The organism is Desulfobacter latus, from assembly GCF_013389365.1.
Taxonomy (GTDB): Bacteria; Desulfobacterota; Desulfobacteria; order Desulfobacterales; family Desulfobacteraceae; genus Desulfobacter; species Desulfobacter latus.
Window position 1 is genome coordinate 1 of record NZ_JACADJ010000039.1, and the last position, 18,310, is coordinate 18,310.

16 protein-coding genes are annotated in these 18,310 nt (G+C 45.2%); 6 read left to right on the top strand and 10 right to left on the bottom strand.

The window, feature by feature from the left end; all coding sequences use genetic code 11:
* The first annotated feature begins 397 nt into the window (after positions 1 to 397).
* The 6 genes from HXW94_RS11380 (at position 398) to HXW94_RS11405 (ending at position 4,407) form a co-directional block, all read left to right on the top strand.
* On the top strand, positions 398 to 1,180 hold the full coding sequence (locus HXW94_RS11380) for an AlbA family DNA-binding domain-containing protein (protein ID WP_178367023.1): 783 nt from the start codon (positions 398 to 400) through the stop codon (positions 1,178 to 1,180).
* A complete protein-coding gene (locus tag HXW94_RS11385) occupies positions 1,162 to 1,584 on the top strand; it encodes an ATP-binding protein (protein ID WP_246293918.1) in 423 nt (140 codons plus the stop codon). Before HXW94_RS11380 ends, HXW94_RS11385 begins: the two co-directional genes overlap by 19 nt.
* A 353-nt stretch (positions 1,585 to 1,937) precedes the next feature.
* Complete coding sequence (locus HXW94_RS11390; protein WP_178367025.1) at positions 1,938 to 2,261, top strand: hypothetical protein; 324 nt, start codon at positions 1,938 to 1,940, stop codon at positions 2,259 to 2,261.
* A 4-nt stretch (positions 2,262 to 2,265) separates the two neighbouring features.
* A complete protein-coding gene (locus tag HXW94_RS11395; protein WP_178367026.1) occupies positions 2,266 to 2,682 on the top strand; it encodes a DUF2283 domain-containing protein in 417 nt (138 codons plus the stop codon).
* A gap of 531 nt (positions 2,683 to 3,213) precedes the next feature.
* On the top strand, positions 3,214 to 3,498 hold the full coding sequence (locus HXW94_RS11400; protein WP_246293905.1) for a hypothetical protein: 285 nt from the start codon (positions 3,214 to 3,216) through the stop codon (positions 3,496 to 3,498).
* Positions 3,499 to 3,537: 39 nt separating this feature from the next.
* Positions 3,538 to 4,407 (top strand): ATP-binding protein, encoded by an 870-nt coding sequence (locus HXW94_RS11405; protein WP_178367027.1) that lies wholly within the window; start codon positions 3,538 to 3,540, stop codon positions 4,405 to 4,407.
* Positions 4,408 to 4,923: 516 nt separating this feature from the next.
* On the opposite strand, the gene topA is transcribed toward HXW94_RS11405, so the two are convergent.
* The 10 genes from topA to parC form a co-directional block, all read right to left on the bottom strand.
* Positions 4,924 to 7,209, bottom strand: a complete 2,286-nt coding sequence (gene topA, locus HXW94_RS11410; RefSeq protein ID WP_178367028.1) for a type I DNA topoisomerase — start codon at positions 7,207 to 7,209, stop codon at positions 4,924 to 4,926.
* Between the two features lie 2 nt (positions 7,210 to 7,211).
* The gene (gene dprA, locus HXW94_RS11415; protein WP_246293907.1) at positions 7,212 to 8,330 is read right to left on the bottom strand and encodes a DNA-processing protein DprA; all 1,119 of its coding nucleotides are present in this window, start codon (positions 8,328 to 8,330) and stop codon (positions 7,212 to 7,214) included.
* Positions 8,331 to 8,341: 11 nt separating this feature from the next.
* A complete protein-coding gene (gene ybgF / locus HXW94_RS11420; RefSeq protein ID WP_178367029.1) occupies positions 8,342 to 9,076 on the bottom strand; it encodes a tol-pal system protein YbgF in 735 nt (244 codons plus the stop codon).
* A gap of 11 nt (positions 9,077 to 9,087) precedes the next feature.
* Complete coding sequence (secF, locus tag HXW94_RS11425) at positions 9,088 to 10,125, bottom strand: protein translocase subunit SecF (protein ID WP_178367030.1); 1,038 nt, start codon at positions 10,123 to 10,125, stop codon at positions 9,088 to 9,090.
* Positions 10,126 to 10,139: 14 nt separating this feature from the next.
* A complete protein-coding gene (gene secD, locus HXW94_RS11430; protein ID WP_178367031.1) occupies positions 10,140 to 11,711 on the bottom strand; it encodes a protein translocase subunit SecD in 1,572 nt (523 codons plus the stop codon).
* A gap of 30 nt (positions 11,712 to 11,741) precedes the next feature.
* On the bottom strand, positions 11,742 to 12,080 hold the full coding sequence (gene yajC / locus HXW94_RS11435; RefSeq protein WP_178367032.1) for a preprotein translocase subunit YajC: 339 nt from the start codon (positions 12,078 to 12,080) through the stop codon (positions 11,742 to 11,744).
* Positions 12,081 to 12,161: 81 nt separating this feature from the next.
* On the bottom strand, positions 12,162 to 12,977 hold the full coding sequence (locus HXW94_RS11440) for a hypothetical protein (protein ID WP_178367033.1): 816 nt from the start codon (positions 12,975 to 12,977) through the stop codon (positions 12,162 to 12,164).
* A 76-nt stretch (positions 12,978 to 13,053) separates the two neighbouring features.
* On the bottom strand, positions 13,054 to 14,520 hold the full coding sequence (locus HXW94_RS11445) for an Rne/Rng family ribonuclease (protein WP_178367034.1): 1,467 nt from the start codon (positions 14,518 to 14,520) through the stop codon (positions 13,054 to 13,056).
* Positions 14,521 to 14,635: 115 nt separating this feature from the next.
* Positions 14,636 to 16,027, bottom strand: coding sequence for a membrane-bound lytic murein transglycosylase MltF (mltF, locus tag HXW94_RS11450; RefSeq protein ID WP_178367035.1), 1,392 nt, complete (start codon positions 16,025 to 16,027; stop codon positions 14,636 to 14,638).
* Positions 16,027 to 18,309, bottom strand: coding sequence for a DNA topoisomerase IV subunit A (gene parC, locus HXW94_RS11455; protein ID WP_178367036.1), 2,283 nt, complete (start codon positions 18,307 to 18,309; stop codon positions 16,027 to 16,029). The genes mltF and parC overlap by 1 nt, the downstream gene beginning before the upstream one ends.
* Position 18,310 lies beyond the last annotated feature (1 nt).

The following is an 18,310-nucleotide window of genomic DNA, read 5'->3' on the forward strand; positions in this document are numbered from 1 at the left end:
ATGTTGAGATAATCACAATTCATATTTGAGTATAATAAACACGGTATTTTGCTGTGACAAGATAGTTGCGATCAAAATTCTGATGATAAAAACTGTAAAGTACTTTTGAACTTATATGAAGGATGCCAAAAATTCAACAAAGATATTGACCAGATCACAAATGATAAAAAGCTTAAAAAGAATCTTCTAAAAAAACTATTTCCAGATCCACCATGCAATTAAGTATACTGCGCCCAAATTACGTATACAAACATCAAACTTGAATCTATTGAATGCCAATTACTACTTTCCGAGATTTATCATCGAGTCGAATTCGAATAATTAATTTTTCTCACACAAAGACACAAAGCCGCAAAGAAAAGACTGGTATAATCGCGCTCATTAAGACACAAAAAAATTGAAGACCATAGAAAAAATCATACAACTCCAAGAAAGTAAAGTTCTTGAATTTAAGCGAGATATTTCGTCTTTTAAACCCATCCTGAAAACCATTGTTGCCTTTGCAAATACTGCCGGCGGAACTATTGTCATCGGAGTAGATGACGATAAAACGGTAATCGGAATTGAAGATGTCCTTCAGGCTGAAGAAAGTCTTGCCAGTTCAATTTCAGACGGCATAATGCCTGGGATGATGCCGGAAATCGAGATAGTCTCTTTTCAAGGTGTACATCTGCTATTGATCAAGGTTGCTCGCTGGCGAGGCCCTTTTTACCTGAAAAGTCAAGGGCCTGAACAGGGAGTCTATATCAGGCTTGGTTCAACCAACAGGAAAGCCGGAGATGAAATTCTTAAAGAGTTGAAAAGATCTTCATCAGGAATTTATTTTGACCAAATGCCTTGTATAGGGACCAATGAAACAGAATTCATTAAACGCAACACACGACTTTATTCTAAAATAGAATCATTTCACAGAGAAGATATTCCTTCATACCCAGAAATAGCCGTAAGGGAAGTTTTAATCAACTCTTTGGCCCATACCGACTATTCAATTAAAGGGATGCGGATTTTCGGCATCCTTCATATGACCTCAAAAGTACTTTACAGTCTTTTGGGGAAAGCCTCTACAAAGGGGAATGATCAAAAAAAGTGTAAAGTACTTTTGAAGGATGCCGGATTTTCATATCAATATTTTCAGACCGTATGGAAATTCAGAATCCTGGGATGCTGCCTTTTGGAATGACCCTTGATGATTTCAAAGTCGGTGTAAGTAAAGTGAGAAACAGGGTAATCTGCCGCGTTTCCAGGGAATTAGGATTAATGGAAGAATGGGGAAGCGGGTATAGCAGAATTATAAAGTCATGTCGTGATGGTGGCTATCCTGAACAGGAATGGATAGAACAGGGGGTGTCCATGAAGGTTGCATTCAGGCCTCATCCAGAAACCCATGAAGAAGATGTCCCTGTAAATGTCCCTATAAACAGCAGGCAGCAATGGTTTCTTGATCAGGTAAAAGTCGGTGTCAAAGTAACAGCCACTGATATTGCCGGACACTGGAAGGTTTCAGAGAAAACGGCTAAAAGAGATATCGCAGATTTAAAGGGGTTCCGAAAAAAGGCGGATATCATATTCTTTAGGGGCTTATAAGGGGCCCGTCTCCAGCGGCCCCCTTTGTGATCCTTTACACCTTTTGGAGTCAAAAGAATAAATGAACAAAAAGAAAATTTTTGCCAATACCCTGGTCCAGCCAACACAAAAGTATATGATCGAATCGAATAAAGCCGTTTTTGAACGGACCGGAACACATTTTGCGATGTTCCCCGTCTGAGCCACAAATATAATATATCCAAAGGGGGGGGGTAAATAATGAGTAAAACATCCACAATCAGGGCTCGAATCGAACCTGATTTAGAAAATTGGGAACCTGATGCTTACACCCGCACACACAAAGCAGTTCGAGCGTGACACCACGCAAATGAAGAAGCGTGGAATTTATGAATATGAGAAAATGGACGATACAAGATCGCCACGGGCATGCGGTATATATCACAGAAGAACGTTGGCAGCACATCCTGGAATCACGTCCTGAGTTGGAGCCATTCTTTGATCAGTTCCTCGAAACTGTCAGGACGGGCCATCGCAAGCGAGATGCTCTGATCCCCAACGAGTATCGTTATTACAAACACTTCGATGAATTATTGCCGGATAATAACCATTTGGTGGCTATCGTCATTTTTAAAATGGGCCTTGATGCACATGGTGACTATGCGCCCAACAATTTCATAGTGACTGGATGGGCAAAATTCATTCAACCTAAAAGGTGAAGGTATGAACAATTCATCATTTTTTCAAACACAAAAAACCGCAGCAGACGGCACATCCGTTCGTTTGGTCTATGACCGGGAAGCTGATATTCTTGAGTTTTTCTTCGGCGAAAATGAACCAGCGACAGGGGTCGAATTAACCGATCACCTTATTTTGAGAATCAATATACAGACTCGTCGGGCCATTAGTCTTTCTGTTCTACACTTTTCTATTTTGACTGAACATACTGAATATGGACCGCGCAGTTACGCATTAGATAAACTTGATGATGTGTCAGAGGACCTACGGAAATTGGTCATACAGGTATTGACAACAATGCCGGTAAGTCAATTTTTGAAGGTAACCCATTTTCAGGCATCACCGACAGAGCAAATACTGGTTACTTATGTGGAATCGCAACCGGATCTGAATGCGGCCTGATATGTCAAACTACCCCTCCAGAATCAAAGATTCAGAAGGGGCTTGTAAAAGCCCAGGTTGACTAGCCTGAGTCCCATTTGTTGGGACTACGTTCGGCAGGATATAGACACCTTTAGATGTATTCGCCGGCCCAAAGCGCTGTCGTGGCACTGTAAAAGCTCTGTGAGAAAGGAGCGGTCAACCACGTTGTAAAGCCTGCTGAACATTGGCGAGGCGAATCTTACCCCTCTTCGGAGGGTGTGTATAACCAAAAGGTTTTTTATAAAAGTATATGTCAAATGGCTGATGCCGACAAATCTGGAAACAGCCCGAATTTTGTGATCTACTGAAATTGGAGAAAAGTCTGATCGAACATTTGGCCTTGGTCATATTTTAGGCCATACGAATTTCCGGTAGGTTGGGTTGAGGAACGAAACCCAACGCCGATAAGTTGTTAGGTTTCACTTCGTTCAACCCAACCTACGCTGTGGCCGATGTTATGACCAAGCCCGAACATTTCAAACGAGTCGGGAAACTTTTTTTAAAAAAAGCATGTCTGAAAAGAAAAAACAAACCTTTGATTCTCCCTGGAAGCAGGTTATTGAAACGTTCTTTCCTCAATTCATGTCTTTCTTCGTGCCTGGATCGGAAAACGATATAGACTGGTCCCGGGAAATCAAATTTCTGGATAAAGAACTCCAGAAAATAACAAAGGCATCTGTTGCCGGGCAAAAGTATGCAGACAAGCTGATTGAGGTTACATTAAAAAAAACAAACTTCTTGATTACAGGGGACAGTGGTCCTGGCTTCAGAGACAAAATAACCCTTTCGCCATAGTTGTAATGGCCCACTTGAAAGCTCTTGAGACTCAAAAATATGAAAAAGAAAAACCTGTCCGATCAGGAGATTGCCCAGCTGATAAATCTTGATATTGAAATTGTAAAAAAGATCCTTTCCAACGGTTGCCTGATCCTTTTTGGAAAAGGAGACGTCCGGAATCGTTTTTTCCCCGACGCACGGGTCAGTTGTGCCCGTTTCCGCGGGAGAGATAAGTCGGAATTTATCGATCGCCTGGATATCGAAGGAAATTATTTTGATGTTATTGACACTGTTCCCAAATTCATTAAACGCAACACACGACTTTATTCTAAAATAGAATCATTTCACAGAGAAGATATTCCTTCATACCCCGAAATAGCCGTAAGGGAAGTTTTAATCAACTCTTTGGCCCATACCGACTATTCAATTAAAGGGATGCGGATTTTCATATCAATATTTTCAGACCGTATGGAAATTCAGAATCCTGGGATGCTGCCTTTTGGAATGACCCTTGATGATTTCAAAGCCGGTGTAAGCAAAGTGAGAAACAGGGTAATCTGTTGCGTTTTCAGGGAATTGGGATTAATGGAAGAATGGGGAAGCGGGTATAGCAGAATTATAAAATCATGTCGTGATGGTGGCTATCCTGAACCGGAATGGATAGAACAGGGGGTGTCCATGAAGGTTGCATTCAGGCCTCATCCAGAAACCCATGAAGAAAATGTCCCTGTAAATGTCCCTGTAAACAGCAGGCAGCAATGGTTTCTTGATCAGGTAAAAGTCGGTGTCAAAGTATCAGCAAATGATATTGCCGAACACTGGAAGGTTTCAGAAAAAACGGCTAAAAGAGATATCGCAGATTTAAAAAGAAAAAGGCTCATTAAGTTTAGAGGTGCCCCAAAAAACGGCTCTTACTTTCTTAAATGAAAGACGGAATTACCCGCCTAATCAACGAAACCATTCAATAAAACCCTTTGTGCTTTAGTGGGAGATTAAAAATTCTTTGTGTCTCCGTGTCTTTGTGCGAGCTTTATCATGACTGTCGGTTCGATGGTTTTTAATGTCAAATATTAAATTTATTTATTAATTATTTCAAATGGTTACTTATAAATATTTGAAATAATTATCTATTTGATTTTATCAATAAAATCAAATAGATAACCTTAAATAGACTTGATCTGAATCTGGCATTTGTTTTCAAAATTTACACTAAAGTTAATAAGTAATTGAATTTATTTAATAAAAAACTATCGAACCGAGGGTGGTAATGCTTCAATTGAAACAATTAAGAGGTATATTGAACAGCAAGGCTAAAAAGCGGCAATTCATCCCACCGACACCTTCGGTGATCAGTGGGTTTTCTTGCCGAATTCTATAAAATCAGCAACAGTTAATTTGGCAACTGAGAAAGTCCGTATAACTTTTTCAGATAATGAAAACATCTTAGTTTTCCAGATCAGGCAAAACACTTTTTTTGAATCCGCATGAACGGTTCGGGCATTTGTGGATTTTGCCGTCCCGCTTTGTCTCTTTTTCCAGTAGATAAGGGCTGCCGCAATCGGGACAGCTTTCATTGACAGGTTTGTCCCAGGTGGCAAACGTGCAATCCGGATATCTGGAACACCCGTAGAAAATTTTTCCGCGTTTTGAGTGTTTTTCCACAATTGTACCGTCGCACCCCTCATTCGGGCAGGGGACGCCTGTATCTTTATTTGAGTTCTCCTGGGCCAAGGATTCCGTGTGTTTGCATTCAGGATATCCGGTACAGGCGATAAACAATCCAAATCTGCCGTCTTTTACCACCATGGGTTTGCCGCATTTAGGACAGTCCTTGACCGGTTCGCTGTCCTGGATTTTTTCTACAATTTCAATACTGCCTTTTTCATCCCGTGTGTAATTACTGGTAAAGCTGCATTCGGGATATCCGGTACAGGCCAGAAAATGCCCATTTTTACCGATTTTGATATTAACGGGTTTGCCGCATAACGGACATTTGATGTCGGTTTCAATGCCTACGCCCTTGACGGAAACCATATTGTCCTTGGCATTATCCAAGGTGGTTTTGAAATCGGAATAAAACGCTTTTAACAGTTCAACTTCTTTGAGTTTTCCCTGCTCTACATCATCAAGATTGGTTTCCATCTGGGCCGTGAAGGAAATATCTAAAAGATTGGGAAAGGCACGCACTAAAAGATCATTGACAATAAAGCCAAGCTCGCTGGGGGTAAAATACCGTTTAACCAGATCCACATATCCTTTCTCCTGGATCACGGCGATAATGGATGCATAGGTAGATGGCCTCCCGATCCCGTTTTTTTCAAGCTCCTTGACAAGGGATGCTTCAGAGAATCTGGGCGGGGGCTTGGTGAAATGCTGATCTGGATTTATTTTATGGGTTGTTAACGCTTCCTTGGGTGTCACCGCAGGCAGGGTCTGGATTCCTTTTTCGATGTTTTTTTCATGGGTTGCATACAACCGCATGAATCCGTCAAACCGGACCGTAGATCCTGAAACGGAAAACAGGTATTTCTCTGTTGCCTCAATCAGGATGGATTTCTGGTCGATCAGGGCCTGGGCCATTTGGGAGGCCACAAACCGTTTCCATATCAGATCGTAGAGTTTGAACTGGTCCGGCGACAAAAAGGATTTGAGCTTTTCCGGGGTATTGTGTACCGAGGTCGGGCGGATGGCTTCATGGGCATCCTGGGCTTTGTTCTTATTTTTAAAAAATCTGGGGGCATCCAGGGCATACGCATCGCCAAAGGACTGCCGGATCAGGTCTAAAGCCTCCTGGGCCGCTTCCGGAGCAATACGCGTGGAATCCGTACGCATGTATGTGATCAGACCTTCGGGACCACCGCTGCCGATCTCAACGCCTTCATACAGCTGCTGGGCCACAACCATGGTTTTTTTGGCAGAGAATCGCAGCCGGTTAATGGCATCCTGCTGGAGTTTACTGGTGATAAACGGTGGTAACGGATTACGCTTGATGGTCTTGTTTTTGATTTCCTGTACAATGAACTGAGCCTGTTCAAGGTCTGCCACAATGGCATGGGCCTGTTCCCCATTGGTAATCTTGGCTTTTTTCGCGGATATTTTGGTCAACGCCGCATTGAAGACAGGTGGGTTTCCGGCCTCAAGATCCGCAGTAATGGTCCAGTATTCTTCCGGTTTAAATGCCCGGATTTCCCGTTCTCTGTCACAGATGATTTTAACGGCCACGGATTGAACCCGGCCGGCACTGAGTCCCCTTTGGACCTTTTGCCATAAAAGCGGTGATATCTGGTAACCCACAAGCCGGTCCAGTTTTCTTCTGGCCTGCTGGGCGTCATACTTGTCCACATCCGGTTGTGTTGGATGGGAAAGGGCCTCGGCAATCCCTTTTTTTGTTAATTCATGGATAAGCACCCGGTGGAATTTGCGACCCTTTTTTTTCAGAATTTCCATGATATGAAAGGCAATGGCCTCCCCCTCACGATCCGGATCAGGGGCCAGAAATATTTCATCCGTGTCTCCGGCGGTTTTTTTCAGATTGGATATAACCTTGGACTTATCTTTTATATTAACATATTTGGCCTTAAAATTGTCGTCCACATCAATTCCCAGAGTTTTCACCGGAAGATCACGGATGTGGCCGGCACTGGCTGCCACATTATAGTCCTTTCCAATATACTTTTTCAGGGTTTTAATTTTGGTTGGCGATTCGACAATGATAAGCGGTTTTGCCAATGTTATTCCTCCAAGATTGAAAATTTATTGCCTGAATGACGAACAATAAGTCCTGACAATTCCAAGTCAAGTAGGGCCGCAGAAACCTGGGCGCTCGTCAGACCGCTTGACGCGGTGATACGATCAATATGTTCGGGGTAAAGATCGAGGTGTTTATATACCATGGTCTGGATTTTGTCCATGGTTGGTTTGTTTTTTATTGGTTCAAATGCAGCAGGCGTTTTATGTGTGACATGGACAAACTGGGCCAGTTCATCAATGATGTCCATCTCATTTTCTATAAGGCGTGCGCCTTGTTTAATCAGATGGTGGGTTCCCCGGCTTTTGGAGGATTTTATGCTGCCCGGAACGGCAAATACCTCGCGGTTGTATTCCCCGGCTAATCGGGCTGTAATCAGAGAACCGCTTTTTCGGGCAGCCTCCACCACAACCGTGCCGCAGGACAGGCCGGCAATGATCCTGTTGCGCCGGGGGAAGTTGGCCGGCAACGGGGCTGTATCCGGAAAAAATTCAGAGACCACGGCGCCCTGTTTTCTGATCCGGCTGTATAAAGGCCGGTTGTGCCTGGGATAGATATAATCAAGGCCTGATCCAAGAACAGCCAGCGTCTGCCCGGCATCATTTTCAAGTGCGCCTTTGTGGGCGGCGGTATCAATCCCTAGGGCCATGCCTGATACAATAGTAAAGCCCAATGCCGTAAGACGCCCTGCAAGGTAACGGGCGGTATCTATGCCGTAGCGGGTCGCATTGCGTGACCCGACAATGGAGATACAGGGGGTATTGGGATCAAATGTACCGTCATAAAATAAAAGGGCAGGGGGATCAGGAATTTCTTTGAGCAGGGCAGGGTATTCAGGATCGGTTAATACCAACACCCTGTATTCGGAATTTTGAACCTGGGCAAGGCGTTTTTGGGCAACCGGTTCAAATGTTTTCTGTTCAAGAAGGATTTTTACGACCTTGGCGGATATATCCGGCACAGATAAAAGTTGTGTTTTAGATGCTTTTAGAATGGCGTCGGGGGTTTTAAAACATTGAATCAGGTTTTTAATTGCACGGGGACTTAGACCTGGCAGTTCTGCTAAAAGAAACCATGGCAGATATGTGTCCGGACAAGGCATCAGTTAAATCACTATTGGTTTAAGGAGAGTTTCTGCTGGGCCTTGTCTGCTGCCGGTGAAAACGGATAACGGGTGATGACTTGCTTGAAATAGTGATTGGCCTGGTTCACATTGTCTATGGATATATAACAATATCCTGTTTTAAGCAGGGCATCCGGAACTTTTCTACTCTTGGGATAGGTCTGGACAAGTTTTTTAAAAATTTTTGCCGCTGTTTCATAATTGCCTGTGGTGTAACTGCACTCCCCAAGCCAGTAAACTGCGTTGTCCGCCAGTTCATGGTCTGGAAATTGTTTGACAAAATCTGAAAATAGTGTCTGGGCCTGGGGAATATTACGTTCAAGCAGCAAGGCGCGCCCTTTTTTGTAAAGCTTGACAGGGTCTAAATCCCCGGTTTGTGCAGAATGGTCCGGTTGAACCGGCTGATTCGACTTTGCAGGGGACGCAGGCGGTGTCTGTTGTGATGATGATGATGATGGCGGCGGTGGTTTGATCTGCGAACCGGATTTTTTTTCAAGCAGTGCAATCCGTTTTTCGAGCCGGTTGATTTTTTCTTCCAGATATCTGGTGCGGATATCCTGGTCAAGTGGGGTATCCATGGGAATTGATGTGGCCTCAGGCTCAGGTGCATCCTGTGCCTGAGGAACAGGCGGTTTCTGTGTTTTCAGCAATCCGCAGGACGCAGTTGAAAAAAGAATAAGAAAAAGCAGTACAATCCTTATCATGTTTTGTCGCGGTGCGGGCATAGACGTTATCTTTAGTTTTTTCTATGGGCCATAAAAACAATGGGGGATGCAATAAAAACGGATGAATAGGTTCCGACCACCACACCAATGATCATGGCAAAGGCAAAGTTGTGAATGATTTCTCCGCCAAGCAGGAAAAGGGCAAGCAGAACAACCAATGTGGTCAGCGATGTCAATATGGTCCGTGACAGGGTTTCATTGATACTCCGGTTGAACAGGTCCGATACCATGGAATTGTTTGAATTCCCCTTGATATTTTCCCGGATTCGGTCAAACACAATAATGGTGTCGTTCAGTGAATACCCGATGATGGTCAAAAGGGCTGCAATAATCTGCAGGGAAAAATCAAGGTTCAGCAGGGAAAATATCCCCACGGTAATGGTGACATCGTGAATCAGGGCCACAATGGCGCCGATGGCGTACTGAAGCTGAAGATACCAGAACAGTACCAGGGAGACAATTAAGGCGGCTGCAATTAGAAAAGGCATGGACAGGTTGACGACGGATAAAAAGTAGACCGCCGCCATCAATGCGCCGGCTGTGATGCCGGCAATGGTCCACTTTTGCTCAAAACGACCGGAAATGTAAATCGTGATAAAAAGCAGAGAATAAAAAATGGCCAGCAGTGCTTTTTTCTTTAAATCTTCACCCACCTGGGGGCCGACCATTTCCACACGCCGGATATCAGGCGCAAGGGACGTTGCATCCTTCAACCCTTTTGCGACGGTATCAGCCAGCTGGTTGCCCAGGGTGTCGGCATCACTGGAGGTACGGATCAGGTATTCATTGGCCGCCGGATCACCAAATCCCTGGACAGATACATCGTTAAGGCCAATGTCGTCCAATCCGTTACGGATGTCGGAAACATCAACTTTCTGGGGGAATTTTACCTGTACCAGGGTACCGCCGGCAAAATCTATTCCGTAATTGGGGCCATTATGAATAATCAGGGAGACAATACCTGCCAGAATCAGGATCAGGGAAAAAATAAAACCGACTTTCCGCATTCCCATAAAATCAATATTGGTACCCGGCTTGATAAACTGCATGATGATAAGTTCCTTTATATGCTCAACGTTTCGGATTGTTTGTTTGCCAGAATCATATCGTAGATGCTCTTGGACAGGATCAGGGCAGTAAACAGACTGGCCACGATACCAAGCATTAGGGTTACGGCAAATCCCTTGATGGGGCCTGTGCCGAACTGAAACAGAACAATGGCTGCAATAAATGTGGTGACATTGGCATCCATAATGGTCAATGTGGCACGGTCATACCCGGCATCCACAGCTGCCTTGGGTGACCGGCCGGTCCGAAGCTCCTCCCGGATCCGCTCAAAGATAATAACATTGGCATCCACGGCCATACCAATGGTCAGGATGATACCGGCAATACCCGGCAAGGTCAGGGTGGCCCCCAAAACCGCCAGTCCGCCACCGATCAGAATAATATTTACAATCAGAGCCAGGTCGGCAATCAGACCTGCGCCTTTGTAATAAATGACCATGAAAATAACAACCAGCACACCGCCCACCAGCATGGACAGCAAGCCTGTTCGCACGGAGTCGGCACCCAGGGTGGGACCAACAGTTCGTTCCTCAATGATTTTAACCGGCGCAGGCAAAGAACCGGCCCGCAGCGCAATGGCAAGGTCCGTGGCCTCTTCAAGGGTGAAATGCCCTGTGATTACGGCCTTTCCTCCGGAAATGCGATCCTGGATATTGGGTGCGGAGTATACATTTTTATCCAATACAATGGCCAGGCGCTTGTTAATATTGGCACCGGTGATCCGTTCAAAAATTTTGGCGCCTTTACGACTGAATTCAATACCCACCTGGGGCTGCTGGAACTGGTCAAACTCCACCCGGGCATTGGTTAAATGGCTGCCGTCAAGCTCCACATGTTTTTTGATCAGAAAAGGCGTTTTGGTCTGGTTGCCTGTATCGGCATTTTTTTTCACCTGATAAAGAATTTCATCCCCAACAGGGGGTTTACCATGTATCGCGGTATTGACATCACCCTGTTCATCCACAAGCTGAAACGTGAGCTGGGCGGTTTTTCCAATCAGACCCTTGGCACGTTCGGGATCACTGATACCCGGCAGCTGCAGAAGAATTCTGTTGTCGCTCTGGATTCTGATATCCGGTTCACTGACGCCGAATTCATCGATACGGTTTCGAATGGTTTCCAGGGCTTGTTCCGTCGCCATTTTTTTGATGGAATTCGATTCTTTGTCAGGCAGGCGCAGGGTAAAGGAAATACCGCCGTCAATATTTTTTACCGAAGGAATCTCAAGGCTTGCATATTCATCCGACAACAGGTTTTCCACACTTGATCTGTTGTCTGCGCCTGAAATTCTGGCAATGATTTTATGATCAGCGGCCTTGGCAATGCCCATGTGCTGTATCTTTTCATTTTTCAAATCCAGTTTAAGCTGACTGATGGTACGGTCAATCTCGGCGTTAACCGCTTCTTCGTTTTGTACCTCAAGAACCAGGTGCATGCCGCCCTGCAGGTCAAGGCCAAGGTTGATTTTTTTATGCGGCCAGGTATTGGTGAACGTGGGAAGCAGGCATACAATTGCAGCAACAATAACCCCCAGAATCAATACGCGCTTTGTGGTAAAAAAGTTCAATCTCATCACTCCTGAAGGATTTGGTTGATTTTATTCTTTGGATTTGGCCTGGGCCTCATTATCTGATACCAGGGCGGCAACGTTTGGCCTGGCAACTTTTATTTTAACTTTTTCGGCAATCTCAAGGCCGATGGTGGTGTCGTCTAAGGAGATAATGGTGCCGAAAATGCCGCCGGACGTTACAACCCGGTTGCCTTTTTTAAGGTTTTCGATCATTTCCTTATGTTCTTTGGCTTTTTTCTGCTGAGGTCTGATGAGCAGGAAATAAAAAATGGCAAACAGAATAATGATGGGTAAAAAACCGGCTATACCTCCGGCCTGTCCCTGTCCACCATTGGCGCCCATGGCGTATGCAGTGCTAATCAACATGTTCCTCCTTCTTCAATCGGGTAAATTTTTAAAAGTTTCTGTCTCCGTCCAGAAATAAGACTTTTTATGGATGGGCACGGATTAATGTACCGGTATCCAGATATTACTTCCATCAAACCGGAGTTTGTCCACATGATTAAGATCAATCTGTTCAAGCAGGGCAATTATCTCATCCATATTGTAGATAACCACCTTGCTTAACGGGTCTATGGTATTTATATCCTCAGTTACCTCTTTTTCTTTTAGATTATAAATAATCACCATGGTTTCCGAGAATTTTAAAATTTTGCCGACTCCCGAACTCATGCCCGAAATTGCGGGTTCATCAGCGTTTTCCTCTAATCGAACACCTTTATGGATATAATACTCTTTAAGTATCCTGAAGTGAATATTCCAAATATTGTCCCTCGGCTGAACCACATAAACCCCGTAGCTGGTTCCCCCCACCGGCTTTTGGGCACCGGATTGGTCCAATTCCTTTTCAAAAACCTTACCCTTGCCGGCAAATGCCTGTTCAAGCACCTTTTCCATGGAAACCGTATTTCCGCCCACGGTAAAGGACTCATTGGGCTTGACCACTATATCCACACTGTTTTTGACACCCAGATCTTTTTTACGCGATGCCATCAGATCTTTGAGAGTGCCTTCTTTTGCCAACTTATTATAGTCAATGACTGTGGGTTTGCTTATCTGTTTGACCACAACGCCCGGCAAAGAATCAGTTTTTGGGACACCGGACTTATCCTGGGTGACTTGCATCTTTTGCTTTTCAGTTCGCCTGTTGTCGTCAGGTGGCCTGTCCATGACAATCCAAATGACTACAAGAACTGTCGCAATAACCACGGCAAGGGCGATGATCGGCATCCTTGGGTGTCGTTTCTGCCTGTACGTACGCAAAGCCTCTCCTTTCTAAACTCACCTGAGGGTTGTTCCAGATACAATAAAAAAATAGATATTGTCAAGTCAGCCTTGTTTACAAATGCTGATTAACGCTGTTCTGGCCAGAGACCATTGTGTAATCTATTTCAATATTTATAGCGACGTGGCGTTTTGTTTCAAGCTCAAGCAATTCTTCTCTTTTGGTATTAAGCATGTAATAAGCCACGTCTTCGGGTACCCGGCAGATAAATTTTTGATCCGGTTCCGCTTTCAGGGTTTTGAGCGCCAATTTTCGAAGCAGTGCAAGTGCCTGGATTTCAACAGATGGTGTCAACCCCCGGCCATTGCAATGCCTGCAGACTTCATAGGCCCCATACGTGATGGAATGACGGATTCTTTGCCTGGACATTTCAAGAAGTCCGAAGGCGGTAATTCCGCCCACTTTGGTTCTGGCCTTATCCGATTTTAAATGTTTTTTCATGGTCTTGGTGATCTCTGCCTTGTGGCGGCGTTCCTTCATATCAATGAAATCCACCACGATAAGCCCGCCCATATCCCGCAGTCTCAACTGCCGTGCCACTTCTTCAGCCGCTTCAAGGTTGGTGTGATAGGCGGTTTCCTCAATGCTGTTTCTTTTTGTGGACTTGCCGGAGTTGACATCAATGGAAACCAGGGCTTCGGTCTGTTCGATCACCAGAAAACCACCGGATTTAAGCGCCACCTCTCTTTTGTAAATGGACGCGATCTGATCCTCAAGCTGGTATTTTGTAAAAATGGGTTTTTCACTTTTGAACAGCCGGACAATCTTTTTCTGTTTGGGTGCAATCATCCCGATGAAGTCCAGAACTTCTTTGTAGGTGTCTGGGTTGTCAATAAGGATCTCTGTAATATCTGTTGTAAAATAATCCCTTAAAGATCGCACGGCCAGGCTTTGTTCCTTATAAAGAAGACAGGGAGACTGGTTTTCCATGGCCTGTTTGTCGATATTTTTCCATACGCGCATCAAATACCGAAGGTCTGAGGTCAGAAGCGTTTTGGTGGCACCCTTGCCTGCGGTTCTGACAATCATTCCAAATCCTTCGGCAATTTTCATGCTCTTGAGAACTCCAACCAGCCGTTTTCGTTCATCTTCCTCAACAATTTTGCGCGAAACCCCCCGGGTGTTGTTACCCGGCATGAGTACGCCGAACCGCCCGGGAAGAGATATATAGGTGGTGAGCATCGCCCCTTTGAGATTAATCGGGTCCTTGGTCACCTGGACAATCATCTCCTGGCCTTTTTTAATTAGGTTATACAAGGATTTGTTATTTTTTTCGACCTCCTGGAAATAATCCGGGTGTATTTCGTTTTTTTGCAAAAATCCGTTTTTTTCAGCCCCGTAATCCACAAATACGGCCTGCAAACTAGGTTCCACCCGGGTGACAACCCCTTTATATATATTCCCTTTCGTAGCTGCCTTAGCGGCTGTTTCGATGTGAAATTGTTCTAGTTTATTATCACAAACCATGGCGATACGGTTTTCTTCCGGATCTACTGCATTAATTAGAATTTTTCTGGTCATTCATGATCTCATTTTTCGTTATAATCGTTTCAATTCGGTATATCTGCAAGGCATTGCGTCAAATATTTTTAACGCACGGCAGATTTATATGTCTTGTAAGCCAACCACAACTTTTTTATCCGGTCATGGCAGCTTTTTTTTGTTTTAGAATGTCGAAATATGTCTGGATACGCTCCACATATCGAACCGGTTCCCAGCCCCGGGCATATCCGTATTTTGTCTGTTTATAGTATTTTGCTTTGGATAATAGAGGAAGTGTCGCCTTTAGTCCTTTCCAGGTAGTGGGGTCGTACCCTTTCTCCTTTGCCAGCCTCATGGCGTCTTTGACGTGCCCGTATCCGACATTGTAACTTGCCAGGGCAAACAACAGTCGCTGGGATTTATCTTCCATATAATCAAAGCGTTTGTACATTAAAGATAGATATTTAATCCCTGCGCGGACGCTTTGCTGAGGATCCCGGCGATTTTTAATGCCCATTTCCTTTGCGGTTGTTTGGGTGACCTGCATCAGTCCGCGAACATTGGTAGAACTCTTTGCATCCGGGTCAAAGTGGGATTCCTGATACACAATGGCTGCTATCAGGCGCCAGTCAAATCCGTATTTGGCGGATTCTTCCTTGATTATGTTTTTGTATTTGGGCAGCCGCGTTTCTATACGTTCATGGAATTTTTTCAGGTCATAGGCGTCGAAATTGTCGATATTGCCATAATATCTGGCTGTAATGCGTTTCAGGATGCCGGTGTTGGTGGCATATAGAAAGAATTTGTTGACCTGCTTGAGCATCTCACTATCGTTTTTCCGAACCGCCCAGGCCAGGGATTCGCGCTCCTGGATGGGAATGCCGATGCGTATATCCGGAAAAAACCGGCGGTTGAGCAGGGCGATATTGGAATCGGCAATGGTGAATGTGATCTCCCTGTCATGAACCATGGCGATCAGCTCTTCGGTGGGGGTGTTATTATGCAGTACATATTTCAGATTCACCCCCAAAGCCTTTATCTCTCCCAGCCTGTCATGATAGGAGGTCCCCCGCCTGACATGAAAAATTTTAAATGCCATGTCTTTAATGTCCTTGGGAGTAAAGATGAGGTTGTGGTGAATAATACGCTGCTGTACGGTCATGTAAGGAATGGAAAAATCCAGATATTCCAGGCGCGGCGCAGTAATGGAAAGCCCTGCGGCAATAAAATCACCTTTGCCTTGTTTAAGATAGGTGAACATGCTGCTCCAGCCGGGTGTTATGATATCAAGTTCTACATTCATGAATCGGGCAAACTCCCGGGCCAGATCATACTCAAACCCCGTGGGTTTGTTATTGTATATATAATAGGTGTTAACAGCCTTGCTGGTAATCAGACGCAGCTTGCCGTTTTTGCATATTTTTTCAACGGTGTTCAGTGTGCTTCCGATTTCCCGGCGATGCATCAACACACAAAACCGAACGCTCCCTAAGGTTACAATCGTTAGAGTTATAAGAATAAAATGTTTAGTTAAAAATGATTTCATTAATCCGTATCATCTGTTGCCGGCTGGATGGGGATAATTTCAAGGTTATTTACTTTTCTGTATCCACGGGGAAGCAGTTTTCCCCGTCGCCCCCTTGTACTTGTGTAATTCTGCTGGTTATCTGGTGTCAGCCGCAAGAAATGTTTGCCGGAATATATAACAAGCTTTGAATTTAAAGGCAATATTTTTAGAAACTTAAGCTTTTCAGGGGGATTGGGGCTTTTGCCGGAAGCCGAAATATGAATTATTTTATTGCCTTTGCCTTTTTTCAGGCGCGGCAGCTCGTTGACCGGGAAGATCAGCATCCTGCCGTCGGTGGTGATTGCGGCGACGTTGTCGGAATTGACATCCGATATGGGAAGTGGTGCCATTGGCTGGTCATTTGGGGATAAAGTGATTACTGCCTTTCCGTTTTTGAAATTGGTTAAAAAATCATTGAATTTGATGATATAACCATACCCATTGTCAGCAGCGTTGAGAAACAGGTCTTCATCTTCGGCGGCAATCATGGTGCAGATCGTTGCATCCGGGGCAAGGGTGAGATGCCCTGTGACGGGTTCCCCGTTTCCCCTGGCCGAGGGCAGGGCATGGGAGAACAGGGTATATGCCCGGCCCGAAGTATCAATGAGTACGATGGGTTTGTCGGATCGGGTGCGCAGATGGCACAGCAGATGATCCCCGGTTCTAAATTTTACATTTGCAGGATCAATCTCATGGCCCTTTGCTGTCCGTATCCATCCATTGGTGGACAGAATAATGGTGACAGGCTCTACTTCGATAATATCCGTAACCGAGAATGCTTCGGCATCCTTGCGTTTTTTGATGGGGGATCTGCGTTTATCTCCGAAGCTTTTGGCATCTTCTTCAATTTCTTTGATCATAAACGCCTTAAATGCCCGCGGTGAATTCAGGAGCTTATCAAGGTGCGCCTTTTCCTTGGAAAGTGCGGCCATTTCCTCGGTGATTTTAATTTCTTCCAGTTTGGCAAGCTGACGCAACCGGATTTCCAGAACCGCCTTAACCTGGATTTCGGACAAATTAAAGGTGTCCATGAGTTCTTTGGCTGGATCATCTGTCCTGCGTATGATTTCGATGACCTGATCAAGGTTGAGGAAAACGGTTTTAAATCCTTCCAGGATATGCAGCCGGCTGACAATTTTTTCCAGACGAAACCGAAATTTCTTTTCAATGGTTGTTTTTCTGAACGAAAGCCATTCGTTCAGGATTCCTTTTAGATTTTTTACCCCGGGCCGACCGTCAAGGCCGATCATATTCATGTTGATTGAAAAGGATTTTTCAAGATCCGTGGTGGCAAAAAGATGGTCTGCCAGGGCGTTAAGATCCACACGGTTTGACCGTGGCATCACCACTAACCGTGTCGGCTCTTCGTGGTCGGATTCATCCCGTAGATCCGACACCATGGGCAGCTTTTTTGCAGTGATCTGGGCGGCGATCTGCTCGTAGATTTTTTCAGTGGACGCATGATAGGGAAGGGCTGTGAATACGAGCTCCCCGTCTTCTATGATATACTGCGCCCGCATTTTTACGCGCCCCTTACCGTTTTCATAGATGTCGCCGATTTCTGTTGCAGGGGTTATGATTTCAGCGTGGGTGGGGAAATCAGGACCTTTAATAAATTTACACAAGTCTTTTGTGTCGGCATTTTCATTTTCAATGAGAAAGATCAAGGCCTTTGCCATTTCCCTTAAATTATGCGGCGGGATGGAGGTGGCCATACCCACGGCAATGCCGCTGGTGCCGTTAAGCAGAATATTGGGCAGACGCGCCGGCATCAGGGAGGGTTCTTCCAGGGTACCGTCAAAATTGGGAACCCACGCCACCGTGCCCTGTTCCAATTCATCCAAAAGAATTGTTGCATATCTGGACAGTCTTGATTCCGTATAGCGCATGGCTGCAAAGGACTTGGGATCATTGGGATCACCCCAGTTACCCTGCCCGTCCACCAGCGGATATCTTAAAGAAAACGGCTGGGCCATCAGGACCATGGCCTCGTAGCAGGCGGTATCCCCGTGGGGGTGAAATTTACCCAGGACATCGCCCACGGTCCTGGCCGATTTTTTGAATTTGGCCGTGGAAGACAGGCCCAGTTGGCTCATGGAATATATGATTCTGCGCTGGACAGGTTTGAGCCCGTCACCGATATGGGGCAGGGCCCGGTCCAGGATGACATACATAGAATAGTTCAGATATGCGTTTTGGGTGAACTCCTTGAAGGGCAGGCGTTCAAACTCTTCAACACGGGAACTTGGGGTCTGGATCATG